Genomic DNA, 22,093 nt, shown 5'->3' with positions numbered 1-22,093 from the left:
CCCTCGATAAAAACATTCGAGGGCAGGCATTCGGGAATGACTGGATTTTTGATAATTGCGACACGGTCTGTTAAGGCGGAACATCAAGGGATGGTATCGAGCATTTTACGAAGACGTTCCTCGCATTGATCGCAAATCTCTATGGTCTTTTCGCGACCGCGGGCGCCTTTTCTTAAAAAGACGTTCCCGTCGCCGGTCTCAAAAAAATCCGAGAGAAAGTCCAGCAGCATCTGGTTGGTGGCTCCGGCGAAAGTGGAGCACATCAGGTTGATTTTCAGAATGGTTCCTATGCGCGAAATGATTTCGTTCCGCCTCGCGTTCGGTATCACTCTGACCTTTATCATCATGGATCGACTACCTCCTGATTTTTATTTTCCGTTTAAGGAATTACGCGCGGATCCGGAAAGCTCCTCCGCGCGCCTGCGCGCGGCATCGACTGCTCCGCGAATAATTTGCGGCAGACGAGCCCTGTCGAACACTTTTACTGCGGCGGCGGTAGTTCCGCCGGCCGATGTCACATCGGCGCGAAGCTCCGAAGGCGATTTATTCGCGCGAACCATCATTGCCGCGGCGCCGGAAGCCGTTGCCTCGACAAGCGCGGAAGCCGTTTTAGCGTCGAAACCGATTGTTCGGGCGGCCGACTCCAGCGCCTCGGCGAAATAGTAGAAATACGCGGGGCCGGAACCGGTCACTGCCGTGACGGCATTGATCATATTTTCGGGAAGTTCCGCCATACGGGCGGAGCCGCCCAGCAAACTTTTAAGCAGCGCGGCGTCCTTTGCCGTAGCCCGACGTCCTCGCGCGAAACATACAACGCCTTCGCCGACCGCTACGGGCGTGTTGGGCATAGCCCTTATGACGCGCGCGGCAGGAATCTTACGCTCTATGGATCGCAAATCAACCCCCGCCGCAATGGATACGACAAGCGTACCCGATGCGGACACCGCCGTCGAAATTTCATCGAGCGCAGCGGATAACTGTTGCGGCTTGACGCACAAAAAAGTTACGGCAGAACCGGCGACGGCCTTGGAGTTGTCGCGCTCGACGGATACGCCGAATTTGCGCTTTACAGCCGCGCGGCGGACCGCCGACACGTCGGCGGCGACTATTCTCGTCGGAGAAATCCCCGCGGATATAACCGCGGACATAAGCGCCTCGGCCATCTTGCCTGCGCCTATAAAAACTATTTTTCCGCGGGCGGTGATTTTATTTTTTTTCATTTCGGATTTACTTGAATATCGAAGTCCCTATGCGAACCATATTCGCCCCCTCTTCAATGGCCACCTCAAAATCGCCGGACATACCCATTGAAAGAACCGGAACCCCCGAATAAGGATTGGGGGCGGCAAGCGATTCCGGTATGGCCTCGCAGACCTTGCGGGCGGAGGCAAAATACGGGCGGGCGTCCTCGGGATCGGCAAAATACGGAGCCATCGCCATTACGCCGCACAATCTAAGATTCTTGAGGCCGGCAATTTCTTTTGCCAGAGCGGGCGCGGCCTTGGGTGAACATCCATACTTTGAATCTTCGCCTGAAATTTTTACTTCTATGAGAACATTCTGGATTTTGCCGGCGGCGCCGGCTTTCGAGTTTATATCCCTGGCAAGCCGCGAACTGTCGACAGAGTGTATCAAATCGAATATCGCAACGGCCCGGGCGGCCTTGTTCGTCTGAAGATGCCCTATGAGATGCCACGACACGGAATCGGCGGCCTGAGCCAGACGAACGCGCTTGGAAGATGCCTCCTGAACTTTACTCTCGCCCACGTCCAGAACGCCCGCGGCTATCGCCTCGCGGACTTTGTCTTCCGCGACGCCTTTTGTGACGCAGACCAAGCGGACGGGACCTGCTTGAGGCGGTCGGCGCGGACTTCGGCGGGCGCTTTCAATTCTTTTGCGGATATCTTCCAACTGAAGGGATACTGACATAAAATCAGCGTTATTATATCATATTTAGAGAGAAAAACGCGCGTTCCGACGGTGAAGCATAAACAAAATTCCCCCTTAGAAAAGGGGGCACGGGGGTTGTCAAATCGCCGGGAAAAACACAACCGGAATTTCAAGTTCTCATTTTCTAACCAACGCAAGGCACGGGGGTTGTCAAATCGCCGGGAAAAACACAACCCCCTGTATCCCCCTTTGTTAAGGGGGAATTATTAAAATGAAAAGCCCCCGCTTATCGCGAGGGCCTTCATTATTTATTATCGAACCTGCCTGACGCTCAATACTCGGGCATAGGAGGCATCGACATTTTTTCTTTTTTCTCGGGCAAGTCGGTTATCAGAGCGTCCGTGGTAAGCAGGAGACCCGCTATCGAAGACGCGTTCTGAAGCGCCGTGCGGGTGACCTTGACGGGGTCTACTATTCCGGCCTTAAGCATATCGCAGTACTCCTGCGTATCCGCGTTGTAGCCGAAATTAGCGTCCTTGCCGGCCTTTATCTTGTCGACGACAACGGCGCCGTCCACTCCGGCGTTCTCGGCGATCTGCCTTACGGGCTCCTCTATCGCGCGACGGACAATGTTAATGCCGGTCTGCTCGTCAATATCGGAGGCCTTCATTGTTTCAAGGACAGTCGCTGCTCTCAAAAGAGCGACTCCGCCGCCGGGAACAATGCCTTCTTCCACGCCCGCGCGGGTGGCGTGCATGGCGTCTTCTATCTTGAACTTTTTGGTTTTCATCTCGGTTTCGGTGGCGGCGCCCACGTTGATTACGGCGACTCCTCCGACGAGTTTGGCAAGACGTTCCTGCAGTTTTTCTTTGTCGTAGTCGGACTTGGTTTCTTCTATCTGCTTGCGGATTTGGGCGATGCGGTTGTCTATGTCTTTCTTGTCGCCCTTGCCGGACACAATGGTCGTGTTCTCTTTGTCGACGACAACTCTCTTGGCGCTGCCCAGAAGCTCAAGGCCCGCTTTGTCGAGTTTCATTCCGGCTTCCTCGGAGATGACCTGTCCGCCGGTCAATATCGCTATATCCTGAAGCATCTCTTTGCGACGGTCGCCGAATCCGGGGGCTTTTACGGCCACGACTTTGAGCGTGCCGCGGAGTTTGTTGACCACCAGGGTAGCGAGCGCTTCGCCTTCGATGTCCTCGGCTATGAGGACGAAAGGACGTCCCGTCTGCGCGATTTTTTCAAGAAGCGGCAGGAAGTCCTGCATGGACGATATTTTTTTATCGGTGATGACCATATAAGGATCGTCGTAGGCGGCTTCCATTCTCTCGGCATCCGTTACGAAGTACGGAGAGATGTGACCTCTGTCGAACTGCATACCTTCGACGACGTCGAGCGTGGTTTCGGCGGATTTTCCCTCTTCGACGGTAATTACGCCGTCCTTGCCGACTTTGTCCATGGCATTGGCTATGAGTTTGCCGATTTCCTTGTCGCTGGCCGAGATAGCCGCTATCTGCTCTATCTCTTCTTTGCCTTTGACGGATTTGGAGACCTTTTTGATTTCTTCCACAACCGCGGCTACGGCTTTGTCTATGCCTTTTTTTACGTGCATGGCATTGGCGCCGGCGGTGATGTTTCTTAATCCCTCGGCGATAATCGACTGCGCCAAAACGCAGGCGGTCGTGGTGCCGTCTCCGGCAACGTCGTTGGTCTTGGAAGCGACTTCTCTTACGAGTTGCGCGCCCATGTTCTCGAAGGGGTCTTCGAGTTCCACTTCTTTGGCTATGGTAACGCCGTCGTTGGTTATCGTGGGCGAGCCGAATTTTTTATCGAGCACCACGTAGCGGCCTTTGGGGCCCAGCGTGACTTTGACTACGTTGGAAAGTTTGTCGACTCCGTTTTTTACTTTTCTGCGGGCTTCATCGGTGTAAACTATTTGCTTTGCCATATTATTGAATCCTCCGTTTAAACTTTATCCTTATTATTATACGACTGCTTTTATTCCTGAATGACGGCGTAGATGTCGTCTTCGTTCATAATGAGATAATCTTCGTTCTCGATCTTGACTTCCGTGCCGGAATACTTGCCGAAGAGTACCTTATCTTTCACTTTGACATTCATGGGCATCACCTTGCCCTCATCGTTCTTCTTGCCGGGGCCTACGGCGATAACCTCGCCTTCCTGCGGCTTTTCTTTTGCGGTATCGGGAATGATGATTCCGCCTTTCTTGACTTCTTTTGGCTCAAGGGCTTTTACCAGCACCCTGTCTCCGAGCGGTTGCAATTTCATACGCTTTGACCTCCTGTGACACTGTGGGTTTATTTTAGCAGTCCTGCTGCTTGATTGCTAATTATACAAAACGAAAGAAGGATTGTCAAGGGTCGGCGCGGAAACGCGCCCGCGGGCGGGATAGCAATCCCGCCGCTACAAAGAAAAAATCAAATATGTCTGATGCGGTCGATAAACAGAATTCCGTCGAGATGGTCTATCTCGTGCTGTAAAACAACCGCCTCAAATCCCGACGAACGGAAGGTTGCCGGTACGATTTTTTTGCATACCGAAACCGCTTCGCCCGAACTCAACCCCGACGACAATTTGCACGAGCGGATTCGAGCTATCAAACGCGAATCCAGCGCCAGAGCGGTGATTTTTATATCGGAAGCCCGTTCTACCATACCCTGAAATCCCGGAACGCTCATACATCCCTCCCGCGAGAGCATTCTGCCCGAGGAAGCGGATATTTCCGGATTGATAAGAATCAAACGGCCGCGATTATTACAGGGATGTTTGGACTTGCCGGCGTCGACGGCGATTACTCTTAAATGCTCGGCAATTTGCGGAGCCGCTATGCCCACGGCGTGAGGAATTTCATCCAGCGCGTCGGAAAGCAAAAGCGCGACAGCGAGCGCGCGCGGCGTTATAACATCCACACGGGCGGATTTTAATTTAAGACGCTCGTCGGGCAGCGCGATTATTTTAATGCTCACGGTTCAGGCGGCCTCTACAGTTCGACGGGCGCGTACTCGGTAATTTCGGCGTTGACACACATACGTCCGGCGGCGCGTTTGAGCTCTTTTTCAAGAGTTTTGCGCGCAAGTTTCGCGGGCGGAATTGCGTCGAGAATCAGAATATACACGTCGGGACGGCGTGGCGTCTTTATAAGCCGCGTGCGCATATCTATAATATTGGCTTTAAGCGACGCCAGAATACGGGTCGCTTCGGCCACAATGCCGATTCGGTCGGCGCCGTAAATTTTTACGGAAAAAACACGGCGAGGCGCGGTCGATGCCGTAACTTCGGCGGAATTAAGCTCCCTGATTGAAAACTCCAATCCCGGCAGAATCTTTTTGAGCGAGCGCCGCAACCCGTCGCCGATAGGACGCGGGGAACTCAAAAGGAGTATCATCGAAAACTCGTTTTTCAGACGCGCCATCGACGAATCGTCGATGTTTATGCCCGAACGGGCCAACAGTCCGGCGACTTTTGCGACTATTCCCACACGGTCGCGGCCCAAAACACTGAGCGCGTAAAGATTTTTTTTCATAATTTTTTTCCTCCGGACTTCCACCCGCGATATATCGCCCCCTCAGCGCTTATTCCATCAACTTGAGATTATTGAAAAAGTCCTCTTGGCTGTCATTGCGAGGAACGAAGTGACGAAGCAATCTCGCTATCATCGTCGTGTGAGAGATTGCCACGCCCCGACAAGTCGGGGCTCGCAATGACAAATTACGGGGTTTTTCAACAATCTCAACTTTCTTGCGTCTTATATTTTTGTCCGCGAGTCAATCCGCGACGGCAAAAATATCCCGCGCAGACCTCACCGCATCGGGATTAGAATACGGATGCGCCTCGATTATTTTTATGGTATCGGGCCGCATATATCCCAGAAAACGGGTGTAATCCATTTCGCCTTCGCCGGGAGCGTAGTGGTCCTGCGTCCCCCTGACGTCGTGCAGATGGAATCCCGCTATCCGGTCGCGGTACGGCTCAAGTATCTCTTCGTGCGACGACATCAGCCCCATGCGGATAAAAACCTCGCCGTGTCCCACGTCGTACCAGAACGCGAGCGAAGGCGAGCCGACGGCCCGGAATATCTCGCCGAATTCGTCAAGCAGCGGTATCTCGTGATAGAAAAATCTGTTTTCCAGCCCCAGGCGAACACCCGATCCGGCGGCAAAACGCGCCAATTCGTCGAGGGATTTTACGGCGTTGTGCACATAACGCTCGGCGACGGCCGCGCGGTTTTTTTTGAGTTCGTCGCGGCGCGCGGCGTACATAGCCGAGCCGGCGCCGAAATCGCGCAGGAACTTGGCCAGGTCGCGTCCGTGCGGTGTGACTTCGGTCTGACCGGAATGCACGACAACCACCGAGGCGCCCACGGCTGAGGCCGTATCCACGGAGCGCTTGGTAAGGTCGACGGCGCGACGGCGCTCCGTTTCGTCTTCGGAGGTTATCAGATAGGCGCTCCAGATACTTCTGCCGTCGGGTACGCTTTCGACCTTGGGGCAGAAATTGTGAACACTCAATATTTTTGCCTCGCCGGAAGCGACAGATTTTTTTATGCCGGGCAGCCAGGCCGACGGAACGGCCACGTCCAGCTCAAAAGAGTCGTAACCCAGACGGCGCGCGGCTTTAAGCAGTCGCGGCCAGTCGCGACAGGATGGGCCGTTAAGATATACGGTGGAAAGTCCGATCATTGCGGGGAGCGCCTTAACCTGCGGTTTCTTCCGCGGGGGCATCGTCGGCGGGGATATCGCCTTCGGGTTCGGAATCGTCGGATGTCGATACAGCGGAGGATTCCTCCGGCGGAGAAAAATCTTCTATGGTGGGGAGTTCGCTCAGATGCTTGAGGCCGAAATACTTCAGGAATTCCTGAGTCGTGCCGTAAAGTAACGGCCGTCCCAGAGTTTCCTTGCGGCCGACTATCTTGATTAGTTTTCGCTCCAGCAGCGTCTCCGTCACGCCGCCTGATTCTATGCCTCTTACACGCTCTATCTCAAGTCGCGTTATGGGCTGCCGGTAGGCGATAATTGAAAGCGTCTCCAGCGCCGACTGGGAAAGTTTGAGGCGGGTCTTGTCGCGGTAGAGTTTTTTGACCCACGCGGAATAATCGGCGCGCGTGGCGAACTGCCATCCACCGGCCACGTCCCTTATTTCAAGCGGGGACGACGAATCGGCCAGACGTTTTGACAATTCGGCGACGGCGGCGCGTATTTCATCCTCGGTAGCATCTTCCCCTACGACGTCCTTAAGACGCCGCGAAGAAAGCGGGCGATCGGTGATAAACAGAAGAACCTCTACGATATTGATAAGCTCGCTGAATTCCATAAAAACAGTGGTTAGTGGATAGTGAATAGTGGCGAGTAGAAGCAAAAAAAGTCTTTACTATCCACTATTCACTATCCACTAACCACTGCCTTTCGTCAGGCGTACGGCAATTTTTTCAGTATGGCTGCGGCGGACGCGGTATGAAGAATACCGGTTTTGTGAAGACGTCTTCCGCGCGATGCCTTCATTCCTGTCAAAAGGTGTCTTAAACCGGCTTTTCTGTGCTTTACCTTGCCGTTTTTTGTGACCGAAAAGCGTTTTTTCGCGCCGCTGTGCGTTTTCATCTTAGGCATTGGATTCTCCCTGTTGAGGTTCGGTATCGGTTTGGGCCGATTCTGTTTCCGCGGATACGGAGGCATCCGCAGGAGCGGGTTCGCCGTCGGAAACGGCTCCCTGTTCGTCGGGCTTGTATTCTATCAAATAGATACGAATTTCGCCAAAGGTCTCTTTCTGGCGGGCGATTATCTGACCGAGGCGGGTAAGTTCCAGAACGGCCAGAAAACTTACCACCACGCCCATGCGCGTTTTTTCGCGGAGCAAAAGTTCCTTAAACGGAATGAATCTTTTTTCGCGTAGAATTTCGAGTATCTCCGTGATTCTGCGCTCAATGGGTATTTCCTCGTAAACGATTTTTTTGACGTCGTCGGGGAGTATCGTTATGGCATGTTTGAAAGTGTCAAGCAGGTCGAAGAGCGAAACGTCGAGGGTGTAATCGTCCGTCGAGAACTCCGGGCGGGAGCGGTAGAAAATATCGCGGTTTTTTTCTTCGTGGCCGGCCAGAACCGAGGCGATCTGCTTGTATTTCTGGTATTCCGTAAGCCGCTCTTTAAGATCGGCAAACATCTCGGGCTCTTGGCTTTCTTCCTCGGTCGACGGCAGCATCGAACGCGACTTCATTTCAAGAAGCGTGGCCGCCATCACCAGAAACTCGCCCGCCAAGTCCAGGTTGAGTTCTTTCATCAGATTAACGTATTCAAGGAACTCCTGCGTAATCTGGGAAACCTTGACCTCCTGTATATCCATATCATTTTTTTTGATGATATGGAGCAGAAGATCCAGCGGCCCTTCAAAAATCGGAATGTGGACTTCGTATGTCATTTTTTTAGCGTGGAGGAACCAAGACCCATAACTCTTTTGGCCTCTTCCAGGACGATGGCGGCGGCGGCGCGCGCCTTGACGGCGCCGTCGGACAGAACGTCGGCGGCGTCCGAATTTTTTATCGTCTTTCTTTTATCGCGTATGGGCAAAAGCAGCCCGTCGAGAAGCGCGAGCAATTCTCTTTTGCATTCGACGCAGCCGGTTTCGCCATTGCGGCAGGAAATTTCGCGCGACGCGGAAACCGAAGGATTAAGCAACTTATTAAACGCGAAAACCACGCAGGCGTCGGGGTGGCCTTTGTCGTCAATTTTTATTTTTACGGGGTCGGTAAACATTGAGTTCACCCGTTTTTTCAAGACCGGCGGCTCGTCGCAGAGTTCGATGGCGTTTCCGTAGGATTTAGACATCTTTCGCCCGTCGGTGCCGGGCACTTTGGGCGACGGCGTAACAATCGATTTGGGCTCCGGAAAAACCGGTTTGTTTCCGGCGTAAAGCGAATTGAATCTGCGGGCGATTTCGCGGGTCAATTCTATGTGCGGCAACTGGTCTTCTCCGACGGGAACGGCGGTGGCCTTATAAACCAGAATATCGGCCGCCTGAAGAAGCGGATAGCCCAAAAAACCGTAGGTGTGAAGGTCGCGTCCCGCCAACTCGCGCAACTGTTCTTTGTACGACGGACAGCGCTCAAGCCATCCCAGCGGGGTTATCATGGACAGCAACAGATGAAGTTCGGAATGCTCGGTTACGTCGGACTGACGGAAAATAACGGATTTTCGCGGATCCATGCCGGAGGCCAGCCAGTCCTTCACTATTTCAATAGAAGCCGCGGCGATGGCGTCGGGACGCTCATACTCGGTGGTCAGCGCGTGGATGTCGGCCGCCATAAAAAAACAATCGTTGTTTTCCTGGAGCCGCCGCCAGTTTTCAAGCACACCCCAAAAATGACCTATGTGCAGATTACCCGTCGGGCGCATACCCGAAAGTATGCGTTCTTTCCCTGATAAAACCTCAAAATTTTTACTCATATTATCATTGTGTGCCACCCCACCAGGAGGCCGACTATGGCATATACCGCGGGCATTATGAGCCGCCAGAAAAAGCCCGACGATATCAGTATGAAAATTATAAAAATTCCGTACGGCTCGATTTTCATATATTCGTAAGCGATGCGCGACGGCAAAAGTCCGGACAGGACGCGGGAGCCGTCGAGGGGCGGCACCGGCACCATATTGAAAACCGGCAGAAGAACATTTATCACTACAGCATAACCCAGAAAAGAATATATCAGCTTGTCCTCAATGCCCGCGAATTTCAGAAAAAAAAGCGCGAAAGAACAGACCACCGCCAAAAGCAGATTGGAAACGGGTCCGGCCGCGCCGACCCACATCATATCGCGAGTCGGGTCGTTGAGCCGGTAGGGATTGACGGGCACCGGCTTCGCCCAGCCGATAAGAGGTCCGCCGGTAAGCGCGGCGATAAGCGGCAACAGCACGCTTCCTACGGGATCGATATGCGCCAAAGGATTGAACGTGAGACGTCCCATTACGCGCGCGGTATCGTCGCCTTTGCGCTCGGCCATCCAGCCGTGGGCGTATTCGTGAAGTATTACCGAGAAAAGAAGTATGGGTATCTGATATAGCCAGGTCATAAGTTTGAGTGGTTAGTGACTGGTGATTAGTGGCGAGTAGAAGCAAAAAAGAGTTTTTACTAACCACTGACCACTATCCACTAATCACTGCATTAAAAAAGCCGGCTCCGATAAGCGCGGCCGGCCGTTTTGAGGACGAAAGAAAAGCGGGCGATGGGACTTGAACCCACGACCTTCTCGTTGGCAACGAGACGTTCTAGCCACTGAACTACGCCCGCGTCATTAACGTCGGGAATTATAACAAAATGCCCTTGTATTGTCAAATGCGGCGGGATGGATTATTCAGGGGCGGGGGTCGCCGAAGAAATCGGACGAAAGGGAACCGGCGAAGAATTCGCCGGATGGTCCGTAAAAAACTGATTTTCCCCTTTCAATAAACAAGATTTTATCGGCCAGACGTCCGGCTAATTCCAAGTCGTGGGTTGATATCAGTTTTGAGGCCTTTATCCCGCCGAGAAGCGCAATAAAATCTCTTTTAGACGGGGGGTCAAGGCCAAGTGTCGGTTCGTCAAGAATCAGAATGTCGGGGTTTGTCACAAGAGCGGCGGCAAGCGCAGCGCGTTTTTTCTCGCCGAAACTCAAATTGTGCGGAGATGTCGCCGCGGAAGCCGTAAAACCCGCGCGCGCAAGCGCATCCGAAACTCTGCGGCCGACATCTTCGGGCGGAAGTTTGTCGTCGGCAAGAGAAAACGCCACATCGTCGAAAACCGTAGGCATAAAAAGTTGCTCGTCGGGATTCTGGAATAGAAAACCAAGCCGCCGCCGGTAGCGCGGCAGCGAGGCCGGCGAAGCGCGGACGCCGAATATGCCGGCGCAACCTCCGCCCTCGATAAGGCCCGCCGCCATCATAAGAAGCGTCGTCTTGCCGGCTCCGTTAGGACCCGCGACCACGAGTGTTTCACCGGACGCGACACTGAAACTTACGCCGTCAACAGCGCTATGGCCGGTATCCGGATAGGCGTAGCGGAGTTCATCCGCCGAAACGGCCGGAGACAAACAGGATTCCGCCGATGACGATGACGCAGGATTCCGATTCAAAAACCCTCCGAGCGAAGGGATATGGAACGCGAAATAGCCGCGCTGCGTTTGTAACTGCGGCCAAAAATATCGGCGAGCGCGTATCCGTAGGTCTTAATGAGAAAAAAGCGGGGGCGCAGGGCCAAGGCGTATTTTTTATTGATGAGCTCGTCGGCTACGACAGCGTAATACCTGTGCAGAAACACAGCCACCGCAAGAACTCCCCGCGGCATTCCGAAATTACCCATCGCTTTGACGGTCTCGCCGAAAGTCGTCACCGACGAAAAAATCGAAACGGCGGCGATGCACGCGCACGATTTGGATAAAACAACGGCGATTCTCGCGCCGTCGAAATTGCCTCCGACGTAGCCGGCGGCTGCGGGGAGAGCGGCAAACGATGCCGCCGCAAAAAATCTTCGGGCGAAGCGCGAGAGCGCGAGGCGCGCAAATACCGCGGCGCAAAAAACGACCGCCACAGACAGCGCGAAATAAATTGTCGACGGGCGCGTCAAATTGACGGCAAGCACAAAACTTATCAGCGCGGCAAGTTTTAAGCGCGGGTCGACGGAGTTCGGAACGCCCGAGCCGGAATTCGCCGGACATCCGGGGAGAATTGACGTTTTGCCGTCGATGGAGGGCAAGCGGACAGATTTGCGCATAATTTGAAATGCCGTTCAGCGCGGTCTTTTTTTGCCCGCGGCCAGGCGAAAGCCCAGCGCGCTCAGCGCAAAAACCATCGCGGCGCCGAAGAACCCTGCCAGAATCCCCGAAGTTTTTTCATCGGCTATCGACGGAAAAACGTAACCGGGCGCGGGAGATTTGATCGACTCTGCAGCCATCCCGGCGAAACCGAAATGTTCGGCCACGGCTTCCAGTCCGTCGGGCAGCCCTGAAGCCATAAAAGACAGCGCGGCCAGCGCAATCGCGGCGACGGCGAACAATATCGTAATTTTTTTGGCGGATACGCTCATTGCGCTCTCCCTTCAAGAGCCGCCGCGGCCAATATTTCAGGCGACGTTTTTTTTACCGCGGAGTAGGCGGCGGCGGTTATGGCGCCCTCGGCAAGTCCTATTACGGCGTGCGTAAGCGCCATCGCGCTCACGACCGGCAGAGCAGGGGCGACTCCGGAGGCGGCAAGCTCGATTCCGCAAAAAACCGCAGCGGCCACCGTCGAGAAAAAGCCCGCGGCAAAAACCGCGGCGCGATCGGGCATAAACCGTCGACCGGCGGAAAAAACCGCGCCCGCCGCAAGGGCTCCGACTATCGCCATATTAAAAATATTGGCGCCCAGGGCGGCGATTCCTCCGTCGGCAAACAGGAAGGCCTGCACAGCCAGGACGGCCGTCATGGCAAGAATCGCCGACGGTACGCCCAAAACAGCCGCAAGAAAAGCCGTCCCGACAAAGTGTCCGGAAACGCCGGCGCCCACGGGAAAGTTTATCATCTGCGCCGCAAAGACAAAAGCGGCCATAGCCCCCGCGAGGGGCGCCGCGCGAGCCCCTAAACGACCGGAAGCCGAGCGGGACGCGGCGGCCACCCCGAGAGCGGAAACCACCATCAGAGGAATAAAAACTTCTTTGGCCAGAAAGCCGTCGGGTATGTGCATATTATTATTTTACCTCCATATTCAAAATCCTTGAAAATCAAATCTTCAAGCGCCCCGGCGTAAATAAATGGTTTCAGCGCCGGATTTTCTAGAACTCATAAGTGAGACCGACGACATAATGCGCTTTTTCCGTCGGGGCGCCGTCCTCGGCGCGATTCTCGGCGGCAGAGGTAAGGGGTAGCCGCACCGAGAAATCCAGACAAAGTTTCTGATTAAGCGACCATCTTACGCCACCCATGCCGGTAACGTGATTATCGTCGAACGCCTTGTCAAAAAGAGTGCTCCCTGAGTGAACCTCTCCGCATAGTGTCAAAGTTTCGGATAACGACTTTTCGACGGCAACACCCCAGATGTAACCATCAAAAACATAATCATTATTTTCTCCCGACAAAAAACTGAATCCAAGGTTTGAATGCACGGTAAGAAATCCGATATTCTTGGATGCCGCCGCAGCCGCGCCATAAGAAAGCGACGACCACTTTTTCGGCAGATTGGCAATATTGAACACCAGCGTGAGAATCTGTTCCTCGCCGACTTTGAATAGATTGTATTTCGACCCGACGTTAAAAACTTCCAATTTCCCGGGTGCGCCCCCTCCTAATCCGGTATAAGGCACCTCCAGATAAAGTTCGAGAGAAGGAAGTATCCCGCCGTAGAACACAAAATTCGAGTCAACCTCCGAAATCGGCGTTTTATAGTCCGCGCCAAGTTCCACGCCGACGACTCCGACATCCGAAACAGGGGCGTCCTCGGTCAAAAACGGTCTGCCCGCGAAAGAAGCGGTCGAAAGAGCAACGGTCAGAACCGCCGCCACAATCATATTTTTTTTCATCTATGCCTCCTTAATTTGATATTCCGCGCGCGGACACAACCCGTCGCGGATGATTCCAAATATTACGTTTATGGAAATTGTAACATTTTTTTTGCGGCATGTCAAGTCCGTCAATAATCGTTTTTGCCGGCATTAGCGGGAGGTCGTTTTTTGTGCGGCGGGTTTTTTCTGCACACCGAGATGATCTTTGTAGTATCGGGAAAAAATATGCGTCCCCGATGTTTCGTCGACGACAAAAAACAGAGCGGCGGAGTCGTCGGGATAAAGCGCCGCCATAATGGACTCCATGCCGGGATTCGATATCGGTCCGGGCGGCAAACCGTAATTAAGGTAGGTATTATACGGCGATTTTACTCTGAGGTCGGCGTAAATCAGCCGATCTTTATGTTTTCCGAGAGCGTAAAGCACGGTCGCGCAGCTTTCCAGATACATCCTTCTTTTCAGACGATTATGAAACACCGCGGATACCAGACGGCGATCGTTTTTCGTGGCTTCTTTCTCGATGATGGATGCCAGAATTACCAGTCGCCGCAAATCAAGTCCCGTCTCTTTGGCGCGCTCAAGCATATCCGGCGTTATCCTGCGATCAAATTCCTCTTTCATCCGTCGGGCAACGGCCTCGGCGGTCGAGCCGTAATCAAAAAAATAAGTTTCAGGGAACAGATACCCCTCCAGACCATTTTTTGCGACATACGCAAGGAATTCCGCGGAGGCGCCGAGGCCGGAGGATTCCGCAAGCGCGGCTATTCGCGCCGCCTCGTAACCCTCGGGAACTGTAAGCCGTATCCTGTGACTATCGCCCCTCACGATTTTGGACGCCACGCCGAAAACGGATTCGCGCGGCGCAATCTCATAAACCCCCGCTTTTATGCGCGACTCCGCGCGCGCCAGCTTGAGCCAATATCTGAAAATCCCCGGCGATTTCACGGCGCCGCGGTCCGCAAGAATGCGCGAGGCGCGCGCCGCTGTCGAATCACGCGGAATATCGACCAGTATTTTTGTCTCCAGATCGTTGGCAATCACCGCGGCGTAGAAAAAATATAACGCGGTGGCAAGAACAAGCGCGGTCAGAGTCGCGGAGAATCTGCCGGATGACGGCAGGCGAAACGAAAAAGAGATTTTGAAATCGCGGGTGGGCGGGAGGTTCCGCTTCATAACGTATTGTCGTCGGTAATCGCTTTGGAATCCAGATAGTTTTGGAGTATCAGAACGGCGGCCAGTTTATCCCTGACTTTTTTTCTTTTGGCGCGGGAGACGTCGGCTTCCTCTATGAGCATTCTGTCGATGACGGAGGTCGTCATTCTTTCGTCGAAATATTCCACGCCCGCCCCCGCGGAAGCCGTCAGGCGCTCGCCGAAATCCCGAGCCGAGCGCGAGGAATCACTCTCGCGGCCGTCGAGATGCACCGGCAGTCCCATGACGATTTTTTCTACGGAATACTCCGACGCAAGGCGGCTCACATACTCAATGTCGCGCTCGAAGGAAATTCTTTTGTAAGTGACCAGCGGCTGCGCCGTCATCCCCAGGGCATCGGAGACGGCTATGCCCATATTTTTAGAACCGTAATCAATCGCCAGTATTCTGGGCATTTGTTTCCGAGAGGGCGCCGGCGGCGGAAAATTTGAAACCTTCGGCAAGAAGCGCCGGTATTATATCGTCGAGCGCCTCAAGGGTGGACGCTTTCCCCGAATGAAGCAGAACAATGCCTCCGTGATTCCTCTTTACGCCGTCTAAAACCCGGCGGGCAATGTCGCGGCTCGATATGTCTTCGTGGTCTTTCGGCAGGATGTCCCACAAAACCATTCTGTATCCCATACCATCGGCGATGCGCCTTATTCTTTCGTCGTGGCGGCCGCCGGGGGGACGAAAACCGTAGGAATCCACGGATGCGTGCCGTCTTATGAGGATTCGGGTCTTTTCAAGTTCGTAAATTACCCGCGCTTCGTCCAACAGCGTCAGATTGTCGTGCGAATAAGTGTGCCCGCCTATTTCAAAACCGTTTTCGGCAAGAAGAGCCGTCAGCGACGGATGCTTTTCTATTTGTTTTCCCACCAGATAAAACGTGGCGGGGACGCCGTATTTTTTAAGTTTGGCCGCCAATTGCGCGGTATAGACGGGATGCGGGCCGTCGTCAAAAGTCAACGCAACCGTGCCGGCGGAAGGAATGGCGGGTGTGGCATGCGCCTGCCCCGTTACGATGTCGCTCCGACGCACGCCGGAAGCGGCGAAAACCGCTACCAGCAGAGTCGCGGCGAAAAGTATCGCCTCATATTTTTTTATTATCAAACGCATAAGCGTTATTTTATCCTCAAAAGAAACTTTCTGAGCATATCCAGGGAGGATATGACGGCGCGTTCCCTGACATCGCCGCGGCTGCCGGAGAATCTGTATTCCGCGACGGCGGTCTCCAGCGGCGTGAAAACCCCGATGTAAACAAGACCGCTTTCCTTGCCGCCGGCGCCGACGGGCCCGGCGTAACCGGTGACGGCTATGCCGCAATGGGCCGAAGCGTTTTTCTTTAATCCGTCGAGCAGTTCGGCTGTCGTTTCACGCGACACCGAGCCGTGCTTTTCTATCGTAGCGGGATTAACGCCCAGACGTTTTATCTTGGACTCGTTGGAATATACCGCAAAGCCCTCGCGGAAGTAAAACGAACTTCCGGGAATATTAGTTATTCTGGCCGAGATGAGACCGGCCGTGCAGGACTCGGCCACGGCGAGTGTCATTTTATTTTTCATCAACAGCCGTCCGACGACGCTTTCGAGGGTGTCGGTGTTTTCTCCGAATATATTGTCGCCCAGCGCCTTATAAAATTCGGCGCGGACGTTATGCAGCATTTCGTCGAGCAGCAGTTCGTCGGATTCCGCGGCGGTTATTTTTATATCGACAATACCCTGATGGCACAGTATCGTAAATTTAAGAAGACCCTTGTCCGTCACGCTTTCATCTTCGACTATTCTGCGGATTTTCGCGTCCACCGCCGATTCACTCAAACCGCATATTCTGAGGGTAAGATTTTTTCTTAATGTCGCGGCGCGCGCCCTTAAAATAGGCGCAATGCCATTCTCGTACACTGCCCGCATCTCCCTTGGCGGACCGGGCAGCAACGCCAGTATTTTGGGAGGTTTGCCTGCTATTTCGATAATCTGCCCGGGAGCGGTCCCGTGCGGATTATCGACGGGACGAGCGCCTGAAATTATGCGCGCCTGCGAATCGTTGGCCGCGGGATTATATTCGAGATTTCGTTTGGCGAAACGCTGTTTTATTTTTTCGAGCACGGCGGGGTCAAGATACGTAGTCCTGCCCAGAGCGGCCGCGACGGCCGAGACGGTAATATCGTCGAAAGTCGGGCCGAGGCCGCCTGTAATTATTACGACATCGGCGGACGCGAGGGCGTCCTTAACGGCTTTCTCCGTCTCGGGGCGCGAATCTCCCACGACAACGGCCTTTGCGACGTCGAGGCCGGATTTGTAAATATCGTCGCCGAGACGGGTCAAATCGGAATTGGCTTTCCCTTCCAAAAGCTCCGTGCCGACGGAAATAATTTCTATTCTCATTGTCATACGCGGCGGAAATGCCGGCCTTTTTTTAATTCAGGAAGCCGACCTGCTTGTTTTGATCCTGCTGCGGCATTTTTATTTCGCCGAAACGCGATTCGTAATTTTTAAGATTTTCCTCAAGGGCCTTGAGCAGGCGTTTCGCGTGCAAAGGCGACGTTATCACGCGCGAGCGGACGCGGGCTTTGGGGGCCTGCGGCTGCACGAAAACGAAATCCAGCACCACTTCGCTCTCCGAATGAGATATGAGCGCCAGATTCGAATAGGCGCCCTGCGCGACGGCGTCGTCGATTTCTATCTGAATCTGTTTTTCATTCTTGGTTTCCATTGTCGTCTTCCCCTTTGTCGTCGGATTTTGCAGAAAAGATTTTATAAAAACAAAACGTCAGAGACCCTATGATTACGCTCCACGAAAGAATTAAAAGCGCCCATCCCGAAGGTTTCATATATTTCCCGCGGCTGTCATTTTTTCCCGCCTGCGCCACGCCGTTCTGACGAGAACGCACAGAATCACGAAAATCGAAGCGAGGTTTATCCTTGTATAAAGCACAGTGGCGCGGTTTGCTTCGGCGACGTTTTTCATAAGTATCACGTCGAGTCCTTCCTGATAAAACCACGCGCCCAGAATCGTCAGCAAAAGAACCGGCGTAATATATTTTATGATGAAGCGGTAAAACCCCGGCACTCTGATGTCGGCGCCCAGATGCATTTCATCCCACGCCTTATCAATCCCGAATATCCACGAAAAAAGCACCGCCTCTATCGCGGCAAACAGCACAAGACAAAAAGTCCCTCCCCAGAAATCCATTTCGTCGACGACGCCCTGTCCCAAAAGGAAAATCGCCGGCTGGCACAATACAAAAGTAACCGCGGCAAAAATCATTACGGCGTCTTTTTTTGAAATATCGAATTCGTCCTCAAGAAACGATATGGCCGGCGTGGCCAGTGAAACGCTCGACGTGATTCCCGCCAGGAACAGAAGCGCGAACCACATAAACGCAAAGAGCGCTCCCATCGGGATCCGCGTAAAAATCATAGGCATCGTGACGAAACTCAAATTGAACGAACCGCTGCCCGCTATTTCGGTCGCTCCGGCGACTCCGAAAAAAGTTACGGCGGCGGGTATCACTATACTGGCGCCGAGCACCACTTCTATGAACTCGTTTGTCATCGCCGATGTAATGCCCGAAAGCACGACGTCCTGGCGTTTTTTAAGATAACTCGCGTAAGTAAGTATCACGCCTATTCCGACGGAAAGCGTGAAGAAAACCTGCCCTGCGGCGGCAAGCCAGACCTTGGCGCTTTTAAGCTGCGAGAAATCCGGATTCCAGAGAAACCCGAGTCCGTTTACGGGATTGCGCTCCGGTCGGGCAAGGTCGACGACTCCCAGAGTAAGAACACGGACGGTTATTATCGCGCCGAGCACGAATAATATCGGCATAGCCCATTTGGCGAGTTTTTCGATACCATTTTTTATGCCGTAATAAACCACGACAATGTTTGCCGTAAAAGTCAGCACAAAAAAAAGATACGCCCATCTCAGACCGCCGAAATAAGGGTTCCCGGGCGCGCCCTGATAGCCGCTCAGAAATTCTTTCATTGTTTCCATAGAAGCGGTCGCGGGAGTGTATTTCCCGACGAGGGAAAAGAAAGCGTATCCGAGAAGCCACGACTCGATATAAGTATAATAGATGAAAATTATGACGGGCCCGAAAATGCCTATGACGCCGAAATATTTGATGAAGCGGTTCTTGCGCCACATCGAATGAAATATTCCGGGAGCCGTGCCGTGGCCGAATCCGCCGCCGAAACGTCCGGCCGTCCATTCAATGAGCATAAGAGGGATGCCCAGAAAAATCAGCGCGGCAAAATATGGAATCATAAAAGCGCCGCCGCCGTTGCGGGCCGCCTGCACGGGAAATCTTAAGAAATTTCCCAGGCCGACCGCCGAGCCGGCGACGGCGAATATAACGCCGAGCTTGGAGCCCCAGTTTTCGCGCTGTTTCATTTTTTGATACACAACTTGACAATCCTCTGCCAATTTTATACACTATCGTCAAAAGGTACCGCTCCGATGACAAGAGCCCATGGGGCTCTCCCGCAAGGGTAGTCGGGGCGGTCTTAATTTTTAGTAGTAATAACGCCCGCCTGCACGGAATATGTCATATTCGCTTCTTACCGCAGAAGATATAATATCGTAAGACCTTGCGTCGCCGCTTTCCCATTTGCGAAAAATCGACCAATTGCAATAGTCCGCTATTTGTAAATCATAACTGGACTTTGAGGCATGGTGGAAAATTCTGTACTTGGTAAACGGCGGCACAACTCTTTTAAGCACTTTTTTGATGGCTTTCTCTATGGCTTCCCTTTTTCTCTTTAAGGGAATGGCGTCGGTAAATATTAAAATCTCATCATATCCCGATAATTCGCAACAACCCAATACATATTTTAACAGATAACCCAGCATTTCAGGGAAAAATCTTTCCTCCGCCCGCAATACGGGATCGACCTTTCTTTTTTCTACTACCAAACTATCCAAAATCACGTCCAAGTGCTTTTTAATCACTCTGAATACAACATCTCTGACTATCTGCCTGTCTTCGGAGGCATGAAAATACTCCAAATCCAGCCCGGATTCTATCAAGTCATATTTTATTTCGGCGAGTTCCTTGTAAGCATCAAAAGGTCTTGTCTTGACTATGGCGGTCATAACAAAATATTTAGTGCCCCGCGCGGAAAAATCAAGGTTGCCGCCTTCATCGAGAAAAATATAAAGATGTCCCCCCATGTTATTCACGATTAACTATGATTTTATCCCCAAAAGAGAAACGATTTTCGCCGCGTCGCAGGGAACCGACATTGGACGGGAGGAATTCTTGACGGCGCAGTCGGGGTCCTTAAGACCATGGCCGGTAAGGGTGCAGACGGCGACCGGGGAATCTTTGCCGTCGGAGCCGCCGGAATCGGAAATGATTTTTTTGTATTTGATCAGGCCGGCCACGGATGCGGCGGAGGCGGGTTCGCAAAACACGCCTTCCGACCGAGCCAGCAGTTTGTAGGCGGCCAGAATTTCGTCGTCGGTCACGATGTCTATCGCGCCGAGCGACTCGTCTCTGGCCTCGACGGCCTGCCGCCACGAGGCGGGGTTTCCTATTCTTATGGCGGTCGCGACGGTCTCAGGTTTGGCTACCGGCGCGCCCCTTACGATGGGCGCGGCGCCTTCGGCCTGAAAGCCCATCATATGAGGCAGTGGATAGTGGATAGTGGATAGGGGATAGGGCGCAGAAGCGGCGGCTATGAAGAATTTCCCGTCGGCGTATTCTTTGTAGCCCTTCCAGTAAGCGGTGATGTTTCCGGCGTTGCCCACCGGTATAAAGTGAAAGTCCGGCGCGCGGCCGAGCGTCTCGATTATCTCGAAGGCGGCCGTCTTCTGCCCCTCGATGCGGTAAGGATTGACGGAATTGACCAGCGTGAGCGGATATTTTTCCGAGAGTTCCCGCACTATGTTGAGCGCTTCGTCGAAGTTACCGCTTACGGCGAAGACCTCCGCGCCGTGAACCAGCGCCTGCGAAAGTTTGCCCAGAGCGATGGCTCCGTCGGGGATGAGCACCACGCAGCGCATTTTGGCCCGCGCGGCGTAGGCCGCCGCGGAAGCCGAAGTATTGCCCGTGGAAGCGCAGATTACCGTCGAGGATCCGGCTTCGGCGGCCTTGGATATGGCCATCGTCATTCCGCGATCTTTGAAGGAGCCGGTGGGATTCATGCCTTCGTATTTAAGGTAAATCTCGCCGGAAAACCCGATTTCGGCGGCAAGGTTTGACGCGCGGATAAGAGGTGTATTGCCCTCAAGAAGCGTGACCACCGGCGTCTTGCCGGAAACGCTCAGATAATCGCGGTAACGTTCTATAAGCCCGCGATAATTCGACGTTTTTGCGGAGGCGGGGGTGTCAGAAAATTTTTTTTCGCTCATATCGTCAGACGGACGGCTCGATATCGCTTTGGAAAACCGTGTATTTTTTGTAGATATATCCGCCGAGCATCTCGGCCGCGCGGCGCATCATTATATTGTCTTCGAGTATCCACGACATCTCGGCCGTCAATATGCCGTGCTTTGGGCCGTTTTTTATAATTTCGGAAAACATTACGCCTTCTATGCCTCTGTTGCGATATTCTTTTGTGACACCCATTATCATTACGCGCATCGCTTTTATTTTGGTCTTGTAGTAAAGAAATTTGATCAGCTCGATGGGACCGAGGCGGCCGTTTATTTTTTTGAGCACTTCGGAATAATTCGGAACGCCCGCCAAAACACCGACGGGGCGGTCTTTTATCTCGGCCAGCAGAATGAGGTCGGGAATCATCAGGGGCTTTAATTTCGCGCACTGCGCCTCAAACTCTTTTTGCGTCCACGGCACGAAACCCCAGTTTTTCTCCCATGCGTTATTGTAGATTTCCCATATACGCTTCACTTCACCGGCGAAGTCGCGCGGATTTATGGGACGCACAGTCAAAAACGGCTCTTTTTTTCTGACGGCGGCGACCAGCCGCTCTATGCGCGCCTTGGGCGAGTTTTCTTCCGTCATAAGATACGCCAGAAGATTTTTCGCCGGCGTGAATCCGGACGACTCGACCAGATTTTTGTAATACGGCGGATTGTGCGGCATCATTATAAAAGGAGGAGTGTCGAAACCCTCGACGAGAAAACCCATTTCGTCGTTGGTGGAAGGCGCGGTGGGGCCTATGATTTTTTTCATTCCGCGGGCGGCGAGGTACCCACGCGCCGTTTCAAGCAAGGCGCGCGCGACGGCGGAATCGTTTATCGACTCAAAAAAACCGAAGAAGCCCGTTTTTTCACCGTGGAACTCCACAAAATTGTCGTCGACAATGGCGGCCACGCGCCCGACGACGGCGCCCGCCTCGTCGCGGGCAATGAAAAGCCGGCGCGAAGAGTGCTCCCAGAAAGGATTCCTGTTTTCGTCGAGGATGTCGCGAACTTCCGATTTAAGCGGCGGAACCCACGCGGGATCGCCGGCGTAAATCTTCCAGGGCAACTCCACGAAATCTTTAAGATCCTGCTTGGTTTCCACGGGTAGGATATTCATTTCTTAAAAACG

General features: G+C 53.4%; 27 protein-coding genes and 1 tRNA gene. All 28 read right to left on the bottom strand.

Annotation, left to right across the window (positions count from 1 at the left end):
- Positions 1-83: 83 nt before the first annotated feature.
- The 28 genes from CVU77_02385 to CVU77_02250 all read right to left on the bottom strand — a co-directional run bounded on the left by CVU77_02385 (position 84) and on the right by CVU77_02250 (position 22,081).
- Positions 84-347: a hypothetical protein gene (locus CVU77_02385; protein PKN01807.1), complete on the bottom strand. Its 264-nt coding sequence runs from the start codon at positions 345-347 to the stop codon at positions 84-86.
- A gap of 21 nt (positions 348-368) precedes the next feature.
- Positions 369-1,220, bottom strand: coding sequence for a pyrroline-5-carboxylate reductase (locus CVU77_02380; protein PKN01806.1), 852 nt, complete (start codon positions 1,218-1,220; stop codon positions 369-371).
- Between the two features lie 7 nt (positions 1,221-1,227).
- Complete coding sequence (locus CVU77_02375; protein ID PKN01805.1) at positions 1,228-1,929, bottom strand: YggS family pyridoxal phosphate-dependent enzyme; 702 nt, start codon at positions 1,927-1,929, stop codon at positions 1,228-1,230.
- A gap of 292 nt (positions 1,930-2,221) precedes the next feature.
- A complete protein-coding gene (groL, locus tag CVU77_02370; GenBank protein ID PKN01804.1) occupies positions 2,222-3,838 on the bottom strand; it encodes a chaperonin GroEL in 1,617 nt (538 codons plus the stop codon).
- A 50-nt stretch (positions 3,839-3,888) separates the two neighbouring features.
- A complete protein-coding gene (locus CVU77_02365) occupies positions 3,889-4,179 on the bottom strand; it encodes a co-chaperone GroES (GenBank protein ID PKN01803.1) in 291 nt (96 codons plus the stop codon).
- Between the two features lie 149 nt (positions 4,180-4,328).
- A complete protein-coding gene (locus tag CVU77_02360) occupies positions 4,329-4,877 on the bottom strand; it encodes a peptide deformylase (protein PKN01802.1) in 549 nt (182 codons plus the stop codon).
- Between the two features lie 14 nt (positions 4,878-4,891).
- Positions 4,892-5,434, bottom strand: coding sequence for a hypothetical protein (locus CVU77_02355; protein PKN01801.1), 543 nt, complete (start codon positions 5,432-5,434; stop codon positions 4,892-4,894).
- 241 nt (positions 5,435-5,675) lie between these two features.
- Complete coding sequence (locus CVU77_02350) at positions 5,676-6,632, bottom strand: hypothetical protein (protein PKN01800.1); 957 nt, start codon at positions 6,630-6,632, stop codon at positions 5,676-5,678.
- Positions 6,604-7,221, bottom strand: coding sequence for an SMC-Scp complex subunit ScpB (scpB, locus tag CVU77_02345; protein PKN01799.1), 618 nt, complete (start codon positions 7,219-7,221; stop codon positions 6,604-6,606). Before scpB ends, CVU77_02350 begins: the two co-directional genes overlap by 29 nt.
- Before the next feature lie 95 nt (positions 7,222-7,316).
- Positions 7,317-7,514, bottom strand: coding sequence for a 50S ribosomal protein L35 (locus tag CVU77_02340; protein PKN01798.1), 198 nt, complete (start codon positions 7,512-7,514; stop codon positions 7,317-7,319).
- Complete coding sequence (locus CVU77_02335) at positions 7,507-8,319, bottom strand: segregation/condensation protein A (protein PKN01797.1); 813 nt, start codon at positions 8,317-8,319, stop codon at positions 7,507-7,509. Before CVU77_02335 ends, CVU77_02340 begins: the two co-directional genes overlap by 8 nt.
- A complete protein-coding gene (trpS, locus tag CVU77_02330) occupies positions 8,316-9,344 on the bottom strand; it encodes a tryptophan--tRNA ligase (GenBank protein PKN01796.1) in 1,029 nt (342 codons plus the stop codon). Before trpS ends, CVU77_02335 begins: the two co-directional genes overlap by 4 nt.
- Complete coding sequence (locus CVU77_02325; protein ID PKN01795.1) at positions 9,341-9,967, bottom strand: site-2 protease family protein; 627 nt, start codon at positions 9,965-9,967, stop codon at positions 9,341-9,343. The genes trpS and CVU77_02325 overlap by 4 nt, the downstream gene beginning before the upstream one ends.
- Before the next feature lie 145 nt (positions 9,968-10,112).
- Positions 10,113-10,185: transfer RNA gene (locus tag CVU77_02320), tRNA-Gly, on the bottom strand.
- Positions 10,186-10,249: 64 nt separating this feature from the next.
- On the bottom strand, positions 10,250-11,089 hold the full coding sequence (locus tag CVU77_02315) for a cobalt ABC transporter ATP-binding protein (protein PKN01794.1): 840 nt from the start codon (positions 11,087-11,089) through the stop codon (positions 10,250-10,252).
- A complete protein-coding gene (locus tag CVU77_02310; protein PKN01793.1) occupies positions 11,002-11,643 on the bottom strand; it encodes a hypothetical protein in 642 nt (213 codons plus the stop codon). The genes CVU77_02315 and CVU77_02310 overlap by 88 nt, the downstream gene beginning before the upstream one ends.
- 15 nt (positions 11,644-11,658) lie before the next feature.
- The gene (locus CVU77_02305) at positions 11,659-11,955 is read right to left on the bottom strand and encodes a hypothetical protein (GenBank protein ID PKN01792.1); all 297 of its coding nucleotides are present in this window, start codon (positions 11,953-11,955) and stop codon (positions 11,659-11,661) included.
- Entirely contained in the window at positions 11,952-12,590 is a 639-nt protein-coding gene (locus CVU77_02300; GenBank protein ID PKN01791.1) for a cobalamin biosynthesis protein CbiM, read from the bottom strand. The genes CVU77_02305 and CVU77_02300 overlap by 4 nt, the downstream gene beginning before the upstream one ends.
- Positions 12,591-12,678: 88 nt before the next feature.
- Positions 12,679-13,422 carry a hypothetical protein gene (locus CVU77_02295; protein ID PKN01790.1) on the bottom strand — a complete coding sequence of 248 codons (744 nt, stop codon included), beginning with the start codon at positions 13,420-13,422 and terminating at the stop codon, positions 12,679-12,681.
- A gap of 132 nt (positions 13,423-13,554) precedes the next feature.
- Positions 13,555-14,577: an endolytic transglycosylase MltG gene (locus CVU77_02290; GenBank protein ID PKN01789.1), complete on the bottom strand. Its 1,023-nt coding sequence runs from the start codon at positions 14,575-14,577 to the stop codon at positions 13,555-13,557.
- Entirely contained in the window at positions 14,574-15,011 is a 438-nt protein-coding gene (locus CVU77_02285; protein ID PKN01788.1) for a Holliday junction resolvase RuvX, read from the bottom strand. The genes CVU77_02290 and CVU77_02285 overlap by 4 nt, the downstream gene beginning before the upstream one ends.
- Positions 14,989-15,714 (bottom strand): hypothetical protein, encoded by a 726-nt coding sequence (locus CVU77_02280; protein PKN01787.1) that lies wholly within the window; start codon positions 15,712-15,714, stop codon positions 14,989-14,991. The genes CVU77_02285 and CVU77_02280 overlap by 23 nt, the downstream gene beginning before the upstream one ends.
- Before the next feature lie 5 nt (positions 15,715-15,719).
- Positions 15,720-16,985 carry a hypothetical protein gene (locus CVU77_02275; GenBank protein PKN01786.1) on the bottom strand — a complete coding sequence of 422 codons (1,266 nt, stop codon included), beginning with the start codon at positions 16,983-16,985 and terminating at the stop codon, positions 15,720-15,722.
- 25 nt (positions 16,986-17,010) lie between these two features.
- Positions 17,011-17,307 (bottom strand): DUF3467 domain-containing protein, encoded by a 297-nt coding sequence (locus CVU77_02270; GenBank protein PKN01785.1) that lies wholly within the window; start codon positions 17,305-17,307, stop codon positions 17,011-17,013.
- Positions 17,308-17,421: 114 nt separating this feature from the next.
- Positions 17,422-18,987 (bottom strand): sodium:calcium symporter, encoded by a 1,566-nt coding sequence (locus CVU77_02265; protein PKN01784.1) that lies wholly within the window; start codon positions 18,985-18,987, stop codon positions 17,422-17,424.
- Between the two features lie 120 nt (positions 18,988-19,107).
- Positions 19,108-19,767, bottom strand: coding sequence for a hypothetical protein (locus CVU77_02260; protein ID PKN01783.1), 660 nt, complete (start codon positions 19,765-19,767; stop codon positions 19,108-19,110).
- A gap of 15 nt (positions 19,768-19,782) precedes the next feature.
- On the bottom strand, positions 19,783-20,949 hold the full coding sequence (locus CVU77_02255; protein PKN01782.1) for a threonine synthase: 1,167 nt from the start codon (positions 20,947-20,949) through the stop codon (positions 19,783-19,785).
- A gap of 4 nt (positions 20,950-20,953) precedes the next feature.
- Positions 20,954-22,081 carry a hypothetical protein gene (locus CVU77_02250; GenBank protein PKN01781.1) on the bottom strand — a complete coding sequence of 376 codons (1,128 nt, stop codon included), beginning with the start codon at positions 22,079-22,081 and terminating at the stop codon, positions 20,954-20,956.
- Positions 22,082-22,093: the final 12 nt, after the last annotated feature.

This window comes from Elusimicrobia bacterium HGW-Elusimicrobia-1 (genome assembly GCA_002841695.1).
Lineage (GTDB): Bacteria > Elusimicrobiota > Endomicrobiia > PHAN01 > PHAN01 > PHAN01.
This window is presented reverse-complemented; position numbering and strand designations above follow the sequence as displayed.

Excerpts from the sequence above, each read along its gene's own strand:
- CVU77_02285 (PKN01788.1), bottom strand. The coding sequence starts at position 15,011 with ATGCCCAGAATACTGGCGATTGATTACGGTTCTAAAAATATGGGCATA.
- CVU77_02340 (PKN01798.1), bottom strand. The coding sequence starts at position 7,514 with ATGCCTAAGATGAAAACGCACAGCGGCGCGAAAAAACGCTTTTCGGTC.
- CVU77_02290 (PKN01789.1), bottom strand. The coding sequence starts at position 14,577 with ATGAAGCGGAACCTCCCGCCCACCCGCGATTTCAAAATCTCTTTTTCG.
- CVU77_02300 (PKN01791.1), bottom strand. The coding sequence starts at position 12,590 with ATGCACATACCCGACGGCTTTCTGGCCAAAGAAGTTTTTATTCCTCTG.
- scpB (PKN01799.1), bottom strand. The coding sequence starts at position 7,221 with ATGGAATTCAGCGAGCTTATCAATATCGTAGAGGTTCTTCTGTTTATC.
- groL (PKN01804.1), bottom strand. The coding sequence starts at position 3,838 with ATGGCAAAGCAAATAGTTTACACCGATGAAGCCCGCAGAAAAGTAAAA.
- trpS (PKN01796.1), bottom strand. The coding sequence starts at position 9,344 with ATGAGTAAAAATTTTGAGGTTTTATCAGGGAAAGAACGCATACTTTCG.
- CVU77_02260 (PKN01783.1), bottom strand. The coding sequence starts at position 19,767 with ATGGGGGGACATCTTTATATTTTTCTCGATGAAGGCGGCAACCTTGAT.
- CVU77_02310 (PKN01793.1), bottom strand. The coding sequence starts at position 11,643 with ATGCGCAAATCTGTCCGCTTGCCCTCCATCGACGGCAAAACGTCAATT.
- CVU77_02385 (PKN01807.1), bottom strand. The coding sequence starts at position 347 with ATGATGATAAAGGTCAGAGTGATACCGAACGCGAGGCGGAACGAAATC.
- CVU77_02250 (PKN01781.1), bottom strand. The coding sequence starts at position 22,081 with ATGAATATCCTACCCGTGGAAACCAAGCAGGATCTTAAAGATTTCGTG.
- CVU77_02275 (PKN01786.1), bottom strand. The coding sequence starts at position 16,985 with ATGACAATGAGAATAGAAATTATTTCCGTCGGCACGGAGCTTTTGGAA.
- CVU77_02375 (PKN01805.1), bottom strand. The coding sequence starts at position 1,929 with ATGTCAGTATCCCTTCAGTTGGAAGATATCCGCAAAAGAATTGAAAGC.
- CVU77_02335 (PKN01797.1), bottom strand. The coding sequence starts at position 8,319 with ATGACATACGAAGTCCACATTCCGATTTTTGAAGGGCCGCTGGATCTT.
- CVU77_02295 (PKN01790.1), bottom strand. The coding sequence starts at position 13,422 with ATGAAAAAAAATATGATTGTGGCGGCGGTTCTGACCGTTGCTCTTTCG.
- CVU77_02280 (PKN01787.1), bottom strand. The coding sequence starts at position 15,714 with ATGCGTTTGATAATAAAAAAATATGAGGCGATACTTTTCGCCGCGACT.
- CVU77_02265 (PKN01784.1), bottom strand. The coding sequence starts at position 18,987 with ATGAAACAGCGCGAAAACTGGGGCTCCAAGCTCGGCGTTATATTCGCC.
- CVU77_02325 (PKN01795.1), bottom strand. The coding sequence starts at position 9,967 with ATGACCTGGCTATATCAGATACCCATACTTCTTTTCTCGGTAATACTT.
- CVU77_02270 (PKN01785.1), bottom strand. The coding sequence starts at position 17,307 with ATGGAAACCAAGAATGAAAAACAGATTCAGATAGAAATCGACGACGCC.
- CVU77_02355 (PKN01801.1), bottom strand. The coding sequence starts at position 5,434 with ATGAAAAAAAATCTTTACGCGCTCAGTGTTTTGGGCCGCGACCGTGTG.
- CVU77_02380 (PKN01806.1), bottom strand. The coding sequence starts at position 1,220 with ATGAAAAAAAATAAAATCACCGCCCGCGGAAAAATAGTTTTTATAGGC.
- CVU77_02255 (PKN01782.1), bottom strand. The coding sequence starts at position 20,949 with ATGAGCGAAAAAAAATTTTCTGACACCCCCGCCTCCGCAAAAACGTCG.
- CVU77_02350 (PKN01800.1), bottom strand. The coding sequence starts at position 6,632 with ATGCCCCCGCGGAAGAAACCGCAGGTTAAGGCGCTCCCCGCAATGATC.
- CVU77_02365 (PKN01803.1), bottom strand. The coding sequence starts at position 4,179 with ATGAAATTGCAACCGCTCGGAGACAGGGTGCTGGTAAAAGCCCTTGAG.
- CVU77_02305 (PKN01792.1), bottom strand. The coding sequence starts at position 11,955 with ATGAGCGTATCCGCCAAAAAAATTACGATATTGTTCGCCGTCGCCGCG.